The sequence below is a fragment of the Haloterrigena alkaliphila genome, from assembly GCF_017352155.2.
Classification (GTDB): domain Archaea; phylum Halobacteriota; class Halobacteria; order Halobacteriales; family Natrialbaceae; genus Haloterrigena; species Haloterrigena alkaliphila.
The window spans coordinates 1,903,555-1,915,484 of the sequence record NZ_CP071462.1 but is presented as its reverse complement, the minus strand read 5'-3'; the positions used below and the strand labels follow the sequence as shown (position 1 = coordinate 1,915,484).

Annotated in this window: 6 protein-coding genes and 3 pseudogenes; 3 read left to right on the top strand and 6 right to left on the bottom strand. The window is 54.5% G+C overall.

The features are described from left to right. Window positions 1-184: 184 nt before the first annotated feature. The 3 genes and pseudogenes from J0X25_RS39910 to J0X25_RS28135 all read right to left on the bottom strand — a co-directional run. Window positions 185-325 (bottom strand): annotated as a pseudogene (locus J0X25_RS39910) (5,6-dimethylbenzimidazole synthase); the annotation flags it as partial. A 5-nt stretch (window positions 326-330) separates the two neighbouring features. Beyond that, a pseudogene (locus tag J0X25_RS28140) lies at window positions 331-1,055 on the bottom strand (nucleotide-binding protein); the annotation flags it as partial. 377 nt (window positions 1,056-1,432) lie between these two features. Further along, complete coding sequence (locus J0X25_RS28135) at window positions 1,433-2,086, bottom strand: nicotinate-nucleotide--dimethylbenzimidazole phosphoribosyltransferase family protein (protein WP_207287173.1); 654 nt, start codon at window positions 2,084-2,086, stop codon at window positions 1,433-1,435. 285 nt (window positions 2,087-2,371) lie between these two features. Between J0X25_RS28135 and hemA the strand changes: the two genes are divergently transcribed. Next, window positions 2,372-3,700 (top strand): glutamyl-tRNA reductase, encoded by a 1,329-nt coding sequence (hemA, locus tag J0X25_RS28130; protein ID WP_207287172.1) that lies wholly within the window; start codon window positions 2,372-2,374, stop codon window positions 3,698-3,700. Window positions 3,701-4,699: 999 nt separating this feature from the next. Here hemA and J0X25_RS28125 read toward each other — a convergent pair. Further along, window positions 4,700-5,662 carry a GHMP family kinase ATP-binding protein gene (locus J0X25_RS28125; RefSeq protein WP_207290828.1) on the bottom strand — a complete coding sequence of 321 codons (963 nt, stop codon included), beginning with the start codon at window positions 5,660-5,662 and terminating at the stop codon, window positions 4,700-4,702. Window positions 5,663-6,465: 803 nt separating this feature from the next. Further along, window positions 6,466-7,257 carry a CbiX/SirB N-terminal domain-containing protein gene (locus tag J0X25_RS28120; protein ID WP_207290827.1) on the bottom strand — a complete coding sequence of 264 codons (792 nt, stop codon included), beginning with the start codon at window positions 7,255-7,257 and terminating at the stop codon, window positions 6,466-6,468. An 814-nt stretch (window positions 7,258-8,071) separates the two neighbouring features. Here J0X25_RS28120 and J0X25_RS28115 point away from each other — a divergent pair. Next, a pseudogene (locus J0X25_RS28115) lies at window positions 8,072-8,397 on the top strand (transposase domain-containing protein); the annotation flags it as partial. A gap of 161 nt (window positions 8,398-8,558) precedes the next feature. Here the strand turns inward: J0X25_RS28115 and J0X25_RS28110 are convergent. After that, complete coding sequence (locus tag J0X25_RS28110) at window positions 8,559-9,116, bottom strand: hypothetical protein (protein WP_207290826.1); 558 nt, start codon at window positions 9,114-9,116, stop codon at window positions 8,559-8,561. A 1,224-nt stretch (window positions 9,117-10,340) separates the two neighbouring features. Here J0X25_RS28110 and J0X25_RS28100 point away from each other — a divergent pair. Further along, on the top strand, window positions 10,341-11,153 hold the full coding sequence (locus J0X25_RS28100) for a hypothetical protein (protein ID WP_207290825.1): 813 nt from the start codon (window positions 10,341-10,343) through the stop codon (window positions 11,151-11,153). Window positions 11,154-11,930: the final 777 nt, after the last annotated feature.

Genomic DNA, 11,930 nt, shown 5'->3' with positions numbered 1-11,930 from the left:
GGTATCTAATCAGTGTCAGTTAGGCACCCGCCGATTGTACCGCCCATTTGTCTGCCTCCGGCCTGTTCAAACACACAATACCAGACTTGTCAGCTACTGAGTATTCGAGAGACTGCTTTCTTGGTGGCGTTCGGTCGTTCGTCATAGAATTTGTCTCGCATCCGTTTGTTGGCGTTTTGGCGGGGTCCCATTTCTCGTGATGGATGAGTTCGGTACTGTCGATACGGTCGCGCCATCCCTCCCGTTAGAGGACCAGTACCTCCAGGAATTCGTCCTCAGGGTAACCGACACAGAGGTACGCGATCGGCTTCACATGATACGGGATTAGGTAAAACGGAACGCGGCGTCGCGTACCATTGCAATGCGCGCGTCCGTTGTCGATGGCGCGTAGTGAGTTGGGGCCGCCGGTGACTCGCGTCCGGCCTCGTACAGTCGGCCGGCATCGACGTGTTCGGCGGCTTTGGCGAGGACATCATCCGAGAGCGATGCTTCCTGACCCATGTGTAGTCCGAGGTGCCAATCGGGAATCTTTAGTTTCGACCGCGGCAGTCTCCGGCCGATAAATGCCGTCTAGTTGAGAGCGTCGTCGCGAATACCGTCCGCATGGCGACCGCCGTTGGCGTGCTGTGCAATGATACCCGCTACCTCGATATCACGACCGATCTCGGCCGCATACTTCTCTAAGCCTAGGATCGTCGCAGCCACACCTCAATGCCGGTCTTCGCGTCGACCACGAGCACTACGGGGAGGTCGAGGGCTTCGGCAACCATCGCGATACTGTAGCTGTCCCCGTCATACAGTCCCACCACGCCCTTAACGAAACAGATGTCACCTTCGCCACAGTGGTAGTTCCGCCGCAGCCCCTCCCTTCGGGCCACAGGTCGAGTGTTGGGGATGGCGCGCTAACGATAGCCTCATGATGGCTGGGGTCTATGAAGTCCGTGCCGGCTTTCACTGGTTGAACGGTGTGTCCAGACGCCTAGAGGGCAGACCGTCAGCGTCAAGACTGTCTTCCCGACGCCCGAGTTCGTACAACTGATCACGAAACCCTTCATGAAGGCTTTTCCTGTCCGTCCGCCCCCCTCTCAACTGGGTTATCCGTCTTTTCGAGAAGACCGCGTAGCGTTCGACGATCGAACCCCTAATATCGGCCATCGAGATACCATCGTGAGCTGCAAGTGCGAGGCCACCGCCCATCCCGGCCCCCTCTTTCGCCTCCCTGGCGACGTAGGCTTCCATCGACGGGTGGTCGGTGTCCTTGAACCCGGGATCGGTCACGGTCAGATCGAGGTTGAGGAACGCTGGTGCTTCCTCGATGTTCGCACTACCGTCATTGGCGACGGACGACATCGTAACCAGTGAGAATTCGTCCGTGAGGCCTGCGTGGCGTGCGCCGCCGCCTCAGCGACCATTTGCGTTCCTCCGGCAAGTATCACGTCGGTTCCGCTCTCGGACAGTCCGAGCGTGAGACTTCATACTGCGGCGAGGACGGGATCTCGGGTCCGACGGACCCCCGTATTGGGTCGCCCGCGGCGTCCCCAGGTGCCATGATATTCACAGCCAGGGCTCTGTCGACAACGTCCCGTTTGAGTGTGAGCGGATTTTCAGGCAGCGAAGAAGAAACGCTGACTTGCTCGCCCAGCGCGGTGAGCACACCCAGTGCAATCGTCGTCCCACCAGGGATGGTTTCGCCGATGATGACCTCTTCGTCGGGGAGTGACGCGCCGAAACTTCGGGCCTCGTCGACGATTTCCTGTGCGTTCACCCCGGGGTCGTTCGCTCGTATGTCCCCACACGGTGTTCCACTGAGAGTCAGCGACGGTGCAGCCGTCTGCTTGGTGAGACCAGCATTAACAACGAGCGTCTCGAACGGCACGAGATCCCGGACGGCTCGCGTGATCACGGCCAGCGTCGGACACCCCGACGGACTGACCGGCACGACTGGCGTACTGACGGGCTTCCCGTACCAGACGATCTCCATGTCTATGCTCGGCGTGTGGACCATCACGTCGGGGTTCGTCCCGGCGGCACTGATCCCTTTGATTCCGGCGGTCTTGGTGATTCCGCCCGCGAACAGGAACCTCAAGGGGTTCGAACGGTCGAACGTTCAACTCATCACCATGCTATTGGCGTTAGTACAACCACTCTTTAACCACGAGGTTGGACCAATCACTACTGGCGATACTCCCAAGACCGGTGGCTCCGCGCGAAGGTATACAACCAAATTTTAAGTTCACCAACTATATTTGTATAGTATGCGCTGTGAGCGACGAGCGCCACTCGCTGGATCGTCCGTTCGAGAGAGTCATCACCTGGTGTCGCTCGTATGTTCAGCAGACTGTAAAGAAGGGGTTGGCGCGGTGATTCGGTGATGAAGTTCGACACTATCTCTGGTCTTCGGGTCACACACAAGGTAGCGGACATCGACGACATTGAGTCGTTGTCTTTCGGAACGGAGACCGAGATCGCAGAACGGCTTGTCGAAAACAATACCGTGTCCGAGGCATTCATTCTCCATACTTGCCACCGGGCCGAAATATACGTCGCCACCGATGAGCAGTGTACCGGCCACGACGTCCTACGCACGTTCGCGTCACACGTCAGTGACGACGCCGTCGTCACGACGGGCCACGAGGAGAGCCTGCGTCACTTGCTCCGAGTCGCGGCTGGCCTCGAATCGATGATCCTCGGCGAGGAAGAGATCCTCGGTCAGATGCAGGACGCCTACCAGGCTGCCCGAGAGGCGGGAACGCTCGGCCCACTGCTCGATACGGCGGTAATGAAAGCTATCCACGTTGGACAGGACGCCCGAACGGAGACGGCGATCAGCGAGGGAGTACACTCGATCAGCAACGTAGCGATCAAACTTGCGGCCCGTGAAACAGATCTATCCGGTTCGACCGTGCTTCTGGTCGGCGCCGGATCCATGGGAACGGACGTGGGCCGAACGGTCGACGACACGGACGCGGAGCGGCTGATTGTCGCCAACCGGACGTACTCCCGCGCAAAAGAGCTCACTTCGGGACTGGAAACCGTGGCGACGGACGTAATCGAACTTGATGCGCTCCCGGCCGCCCTTGACGAGGCCGACGTCGTCGTAACGGCGACCTGCGCCGACGACTACGTCGTCGACTCCGAGCACACTGAGCCGGCCCAAGAAGGCGTGATCGTCGATATCGCCCAGCCCCGAGACGTTGCACCTGGTACCACGGCCAACACCGGCTGGGTGAGTCGGGACCTTGCCGACCTCAAAGCGGTGATCAACGAGACGCAACTGCGCCGTCGGCGGGCCGCCCAAGAGGTCGAAGCCATCGTCGACCGAGAGTGCGATCGCTTACACGAGCAGTTCAAGCAATGCCACGTCGAAGAAGTGATCAGTTCCATTCACTCCCACGCCGACCGCGTCAAATCAAAAAATCTCGAGACAGCACTCTCGAAACTGGATGCCAATGGCGGGCTGACCGAAGAGCAACGCTACATCGTCGAGTCGTTCGCCGATGCGATGGTTTCAGAGCTACTCGCCCCGCCGACCCGGAGCCTCAAGGAGGCCGCGGTCTACGACGAGTGGTCGACTATTCAGGCAGCAGTCCACCTATTTGACCCGTCAGCCGACGCCGGCACGACGCTGCTCGACGGGACCGTCCGTATGAAAGACGATCCCAACGGCCCACAGATGACCAGCGGACTCGAAAACGACTGACGTAAAGTACCGTAGAGTGAGATATCAGCGTATGAGTGTTAAAAGAACGTCCGACAACGAAAGACTACCTCGACTGTCTAGACAGCTGTGCTTAAGGAGCGAGTCAACGTTGACAACGTTCCCGTCAACGGCGTCCAAACTGTACTGGTCCACTCGCCTGACGTCGCGCCACGCGGAGACGACAGGCGGTTCGCGATCTATTCCGTGTACACCTACCAGTATCCCAATCGATACAGTCCCCTCTAGGGCAGAGTCAGTCCAGGCCGGCGCTGATGGCACCGTTCTTATCAGCGTGACGAATGACGGCTCTTCTATTGGCGTCCGCGCGCGTATGGCGGCGGGTTGAAGTCAAGAGATGTCCGGAATGACCCGGATTAGCCTTTCAACGACGTCCTAGACTTTCCAACAGATTGGTCGCTCGATTTACATGGGTCGCCCATGAGAACTGCTGTCTCGCGGTCGCCGTCTGCGACGCGCTCGGCGAACGCATTGAGCGCGTCGACCCTGTCCTCGTAATCATAGGTCAGCAGGTAGGCATCGGTCCGGTCGGGTGGCTACAGGAGCGTAACGTCCTCTGGTCATCGGTCTTCATCACCGAGATGTCCGGCCTCGGACTCTTCAGCGGAGACAGAACAAGGATCGCGATTCAGCCGTGCAACGAGTGGTACTTGAACGTCTGGACGAGGTGTCGACAGTCTTGCGCGAGAGTTCGGCGAGAACGCCGGCGACCTTGGGAATCCAAGTTGACGGGGCGAGGCACAATCCCCGTCGGATTGGCACCTGTCCGACCGTTACGACGGCGTGTGGAGACTACACAGGCCGGTATCGAACTACAACAACCGGGACCTGATTCTGGATACTCACGACAAACCCGATGGCAGTTCTGTAGAACGACCGACAATCAGCCGCTGAGAGGTGACTGGTATGGCATCGTCCTTGAGTTGTCAGCTGGCAACCAATCCACGGGGTCAGGTATAGTTGACATCGTAGCACTACATTTCAGAACAGGTGGTCGTCGATGACCTTTGCTGGGCCACCGACGCTCCAGATTCGGGATTCAAGGCCGAGTGCCTCGACTTCCGCCGCGACACGGTCCGCGTGTGCGGAAGTCGTGTTCAGGTATGCCGTCGCACCAGTGTCCGAGGAGAAGTACACCGGGAGCCCCTCCTCCTCCCGAAGGTGTGTTGCGATGTCGCGGAGACGGACCGTTTCCGGCCGCCAGTAAAACCAGTTCTCTGGCCCTGTCATGGTGACTGCAAGAAGGCTCAGTGAGTCGCGCTCGGCAAGTTTGAAGGTTGTCTCGAAGTCTCCGTCACGGATCGATTGCTGCATGTCCGCGAGCGCGTCGTGGATGTAGGCTAGCCGTCCGTCGAATAGATGCGAGTCCGGGGCCTCCTCGTGGGCGTGTGACGTGTGTTTGAATTCCGGGACCAGGCCGACGACCGTCCGAATGTCCTCCTCGAATGGCGCGGCGATTCGCTCTGCGGCACACTCCGCATCAGTCGTATTCGTCCGGAGCTGGGAGAACCCGCCTGTGACGCTCCGCGCTGCGGAGGGCGCACCGTGGCGGGCGAGGACGGACAGCTCCCCGCGGTCCAAGTCGAGATCGGCAGCGTCGGCCGCCGCGACCGCGAGCGCCGCGAACGCGGACGCAGACGCGCCCAACCCCACGTTGGACGCGAAGGTATTGTGAGACTCGACGCGAGCGCCCTGTTCGAACCCGGCCAGCCGTCTCACGCGGTCGAGAACAGTCATCACCCGCTCGTACCCCTCCCGGTCGATCTCCTCACCATTGACGAAACAGGTGTTCTCGTAGTGGCCGAACTCGACGGTTGTCTCCGTCTTCGAGGGAGCCGTGCACATCGAAATGGAGTCGTGATAGGGAATGTTGCGTGATTCGTCCCGCAGTCCGTGATACTTGATGAGCCCTTGGATCGGGTGTGCGAGCGCGGTCGCTTTCACACTGGGCGGAGAGGACATCAAGTAACGTAAACCTTTACAAGTCAATTTTTAATAGGAAAAGTATGATTGTATTTCTGGGCTGCTCATTGCTAATTGGACGATAATCGGCGATTCACAACATTGGTCGCCTATAGCCGATCGGGCGGTTCGAAAAACTCGGTTGCATGATCTCGACATCACGACTATCACTTGCTAGAGTACGCTCAGATACGGTTGCCAGTTCACTTCCGACACTAAATGCTACGTGTTCTTCTCCTCGGTTTGAATCGTTCTCCGTCGTAATGGTCGAAGTCGCGCTGATTACGTCGGGTTCGTGTTTCACACACCAGGTGATCCGGCGTACACCGTCCTCAGAGAGCAACGGCAGAGTCTCCCGTCGGCGTTTGAGTCACAGCCTTCCGCGCTGAACCTAGGCTGGACAATCCCTTTCGTAATCAGTATGTCTCGTGGCTCACCGATGCGATCCCGAGGAAATCTCGGAATATCAAAATACCAATCCGAACCCGTGGCCTCACTGATACTCGCACAGGTGCCGAATACTCGAACTTGCGCTGTCGGCGACGGTCGTTTCGGTGCTGATCGGCGTTTCAATAGGCATTGTAAGCGCCGTCCACCATGACACTTGGATCGATAAGACCAGCCAGATCTCCGGGTCGATCAGCGTTTCGATGCCGAACTTCTGGCTTCGCTACCTGCTCCTGCTGGTGTGCTTGCTGTGGCTGGGCATGACACCCATCGCTGGGGCTAGGACCCTCAGTTGCCTCGTGACCGGCGGTCCGCTTGGCAGTCGACTCGGCCATATATTAGCGGGACGATCCCATGCCCTCATTCGCGGCGGGACCGGTGGATTCGTTCAAGGGACCGACAGGCGGAGATCCAGAGCCGTCAACGCAGATCTGGAGCACATGCTGTTTCGCTACTTCCGAGTGAATCGCGTCGGTGACTCGCGGATGGGTTCCGAGAGGGTCGGTGTACTTGACGTCGTCGCGGTCAAGTTCGAGTTTCGCCGGAATCTCCTCTTCGGTCGTAGTGGAGGGGGTGATGAAGACGGGGACTACCACGATCCGGTCGTTAGTGGCATTGTAGCGGGCGCACTCGACGGCAGGGTCTTGCACCAGATATGCGGACGTGACCTCCCCGTAGCCGGTCTGGTCGCGGAGTCGGCGTTCGTGATACTCAATTGTCAACCGCTCGTGGGGCATTGAGCTGCTGCCGAGGCCAACCAAGACGAGAGACACGTCGGGACCAGGTTCGAGTTGTTCGGCGGCTCGGTCGGCTATAGCGTCTGTGATCGCCGGATTCTGACCGATCGGCCCACAGAGACAGGCCGCGTCGCTGATTGCGCTCGCCACTCTGGGAACCGTCGTTCTCGTTTCGTTTGTCTCCACCAGACTCATCGGCACGACGAACACTTCCTCGTCGTTGTCGTCAGTCCGACCATCACCGTCAATCGCGGGGTTCTGGGTTTCATCGAACCGTTCAGCCCGAACCGTGTTTGCGATATCCCGCTCCCGCAGTCGGCCAACGTGTGTCTCTATCGTCTTGTTTGACTCTCCCGTCTCTCTTCCGATCACAATTAGTGTTCCATCGATCATTGTTTTCCTCTATCACGCAGACAATCCTCTTTACGTTATCCCAAATCAGATTGTACAAGGACGTCTGCGTCACCCGTTAACAAATATGTTGGGGACTCCGACCGGTCGGAACGCGGTGGTCGGACGCCAGAGGTAGTCCTTTATTCTGGTTCTCAATCGTTTTCGAGTCCAGTCGTGGTGGGCGGACCCTCCGGCGACTTGGTCACACGTGCAGTCTGGTCGAATGTCCTCGTGCCGGCGTTGGCTGACGGGTCAAACAGGTGGACTGCTGCCTGAATAATCGACCACTTGTCGTAGACCCGGCCTCTCTGAGACTTCGGGTCGGTAGTTCGAGCAGTTCCGACCCCAGGCTTCTGCGAAGAACTCGACGATGTAGCGTTACTCTACAGTCAGCCCGCCGTTGACGTCCAGTTTCGAGAGTACCGTCTCGACGTTTTTCGGTTTCACTTGGTCCGCGTGGGAGTGAATGGACTGCTCATCTCCTTACAAAGTCGGAAGTCGAGATCTGATTCGAGTTCCTCAAGTGATCCTACACTCTCATCAGCACTAAATTCTTCGCTAGTATCTATGCGGGCCAGCGTTTAAGAGGAATTTCCATCAAGATATGATGCTGAAATCACAATACTAGTTCAAAGAATCGGCCGATTTTCGCCTATGAAGTGAAATGAAGGAGGGAATACCTTGAAATGTATCAATGGTTCAAAATATCTTGATCATATTTCTAGGGCATCAATCTCTTTAGAAGGCATCGTCTAGTTTCACAGTTTGAGAAACTGTTAAGTCGTAGAGATAATTTGGCAGGCTACTTGCAGATCTGCTCAGGGAGTGCTGAGTGGCGGAATTGATGAATATTTGGAGCGAGAACGGACGACAACGCCCATCAAGGTGTTCGACATCCGTCGTCACAGACTGGTTGTTCGCTTTGAGAGATACAAGTGACTCTTCGCTTGCTCGATATTAACTGCTCTCACAAGCAATCTGGCACTAGGTACATCCGCTGACAGCGTACCAGATCCGCCAAAGACGAAGCTCTCGGAGATCGCTATTAATGAGGTTGTCAAAATCCACGGAAACTGGTCTTGGGTATACACTGCACTCGACTCACAGCTGATTCTCGATATCGCAGTCTTCGGATGGAGGCCCCTGAAGACGATGAACTATCCCCCCATCCGAATTATATTAATATAACTAAAGTAAAAATTACCGATGAGTGGTGGAGAGCATTCCTTTCGCATGGAATCAGCTTGTCTGAATGCAATCCAATCCTATCACGAGATAACTAGTAAATATAAATTAAATCATCAGGATATATCCTCCACGTCAGAAATGCTTTTGTCCCAAGCGTTGGTCGAACTATTATAGGTCGCAACTTGGTCTACTGTTGACGTTAAATAATCAAGTGAATTTTGTGATAACTCATTCAAATCAGCATAAATGTAGGTGAAATCAGACATGGATTGGATCTGTTCGATAATCTCTGTAATCTCGTAACGTGAGAGGTACTTTTCTATAGTAGTTGCATTAACAAAGAAAACGGTATCAATGTGAGATGGTGCTTGAATACTCTCTATTTCTAATCTTAATTCTTCGAATACACCTTTGGTTCCCATATTATCGAAGGAATCTATCCAGCTAATATTGTGAGATACAGATGAATCGCCAGACTGAATAGTAGATGTGATCGAATCATCTGACTTTTCGTCTATTATATACACTTCCCGCCATATCGGTGCATAAGTATTCATCATTTCGAGAAGCTTCTTAGAGACGTCGGTAGAGTTATCTCCTAATAATAAAGCACTCTGTAGATCATCTATAGAGGTACGAATCCAGTATTCTTCCGCCTCATCGGTGGCCATATCTTCTATTTACACTGGTTTCCTAAAAAACCTTTCTGACTGCGAGAACCTGTCTTTGATGCTCTGGAACTATGAGTAATTAACCTACCCCAATACAGTCTCGCATTCAACAAGGCAGCATGATCTCTATTCCCCGAATATTATCTTGGAATAAAGGGTGAACAGAAACAATGGGAGAAGCATTCAGAATTATGTATAACTCCTTAACGTATTCTATATAGCAGGGCTGCCCAAAAATATGATATCCTCATCTGTGACTGGTAGCGACCGAAGAACCACACCTCTACTACCGGTACTTCCCAATCGATCTGAGAGTCGAAGCTAAAGTATTGCCCTAATGAGGGAAATGGTAAATCAAGTGAATTAGATCAATTTTCCCTAACCAGACGGTGTTCTTTCAGACACGGGCATGAAAGATGTAGCAGGAGACGTTATTAGCCAACTCCCAAGGCTTGGGGCCGAGGGCTCGCCCCTCAGTCCCGACCAGGGGCTATTGACATCCTTGCAACATTTAACTAGACCTCCGTCTGGGAGACGTAAGGAGAATGATCAAGCTTCCAGTGACGATACCATCATGGACTGGCAACACCCTCAATCGAGAAAGGTTTGAATCCGACGCGAATTTCCTACTCATGCGGTTAGCGATGACGATCCTCGGCCGTGACCGGTCGAGGATCGATACCATTGATTCGTCGATAACTCCTACCACGGTACTCACGCAAACTAGAACGGTAAACTCTGTCGAATGAGAGCCCAAGACAGGACGACGACGTATTACCGTTACTGTACGGCGAGCCTCGTCTCGAAGGGAAAACCAGTCCCACTGGCGATGACGTATGTCCGCAGCGACGAGAAGGAAGTTGACGCGGTCGAGTGCATTATCAACCGTCTCACCACCTACCCCTTTGAGAGCGCTCTTCTCCTGGCTGATCGGGATTTCTACAATGAGTTCTTCATTCGCCGGTCTCGGAAAATTGTCTCAATAATTACTTCCTAAAAATAAATATTTCTTTGTGAGATAGTTACTCGAGATTGGCAAAATAACATGAAAAACAAGATCGCGAACCAACTACCTGCATTACCGCTCGTTAGAGCTAACGTGTAGATATCAATTGAGGGGTGTTTTTACAACTAGGAATTAAGTTATTACTGAAATGTCTTGTCCCATGATGGTCTAGGAACAACAGACTGAACAGTTATCTTGCTGGGGCAACAAGTTCGGTTATGTACGGTGTCGTCACGAGGAATGAGGATGAGCTCATGTGGCCGGAATTCGATTACGGCTTTTATGAAGTAAAGGACGTGACCGGTCGGACAACCAATCCAGTCGCATCGGGTACGAACATGATATCTTGCTTCGGGGACAACAAAGCGGCTGAGGCGGACCCGTCGCTGGTTCCCGTAAACGACGCCAACGAGTTAGCGACTCGTGACCGCAGTTACTTCGATTGGGACTATATCTGTCCGAGTCGAGACCAATACCAGGAGCAGCTGATCGAAACCATCGATGATGTCGCTAGCGTCAATCCGGATGTTCGTCTCGATGATATTGGCTTCCCACGACGCGAATACTGTCTCTGCGATGTTTGTCAGGAGAAGTTTGCTGAAAGCTCATACGACGACTGGTTCAAGTGGCGTTCGAGCATTATAACGGACTTTGTCGAAACAGCGGTAGAACACATTCCTGGTCGCGTGTATCTGACGCTCTATCCCGACCCGTATCCCGGCCACCTCTACAAACGAACGGGGATCAACGTTGACGCCATTACACCCTACGTAGATGAATTCGTGGTTCCACTCTACGACTTGTCGTACTCGACCACATACTGGCTCGAGATCATCGCCTCCGGGTTTCAGACACGTGTCGACAATCCGGTTAGTATTGAACTCTATGCAGTGAACATCGAGACAGACAACCTCATTCACGCCACAGAAGTAGCCCAGGAATATGCGAAATGCGTCTTCTTTGCGTACGACGCAGAAACCGCCCGAGACACCATTGAAGCAATCAGTCATGAAGACGACACGGCTGAGTAATCTATTCTCGACGACTGATTTCGACTTCAACCTTCGATGTCCTCGTTCGAACATGCGTTGTGTGAGTGTCAGAAGTACATCGGGATCAAGGACTAGGACGGGGCTACCACGGGCCAACCCTGCGGTGCAACCGCAGGGATCCGCCCACGGGAATTTATCAGTGCGATACTATACGGCGTCTCTGACAGGATCTGCTTGGTCAAATCCAGAACTGAGCCAGACCCAAGTTAAGGAGCCCGATAGCGACGCCTTGCAGTCGCGTGTCCTCAACGCTGACGTCGGTGAGGCTGTGAGCTGCCCACCCTGAAGGGTTGGGTAGCCTGTATCTCGCACGGCTATCGGAACATCTCCTTGACCTGGTAGAACCCTCGACGGTCGATAAGCATCTGTAGTGTGCAGGTATTCCTCGTCAACGTGTGTCTGAAGAAGACCTCAATGAATGAAGGTTAATCCAGTTACTTATGGATTGACTCTTAGTCACTTCTCTACGAACGGTTGTATCAGCCTCCGATTATCCCGATCGAGTCCGCCGGAGTCTCTCCTTTATACTGCTCGACGAAACTATCAGGTCATCTTCCTCTGGTTCGAACGCACTAATTCGAACGACACGGATATCAGGGTGCCCATGTTCAGCGAGCGTCGTTTCGAGTTCGTCAACGTCGAAGGGCTGGTCGTGTCCAAGCGTGATGACATCTGGGTCAATCTGGTTTGCTACCTCGAAAATCGATCCTTCAGAACCGAGAAGGGCCTCGTCAACGACTCGGTAATCGGTAAGAC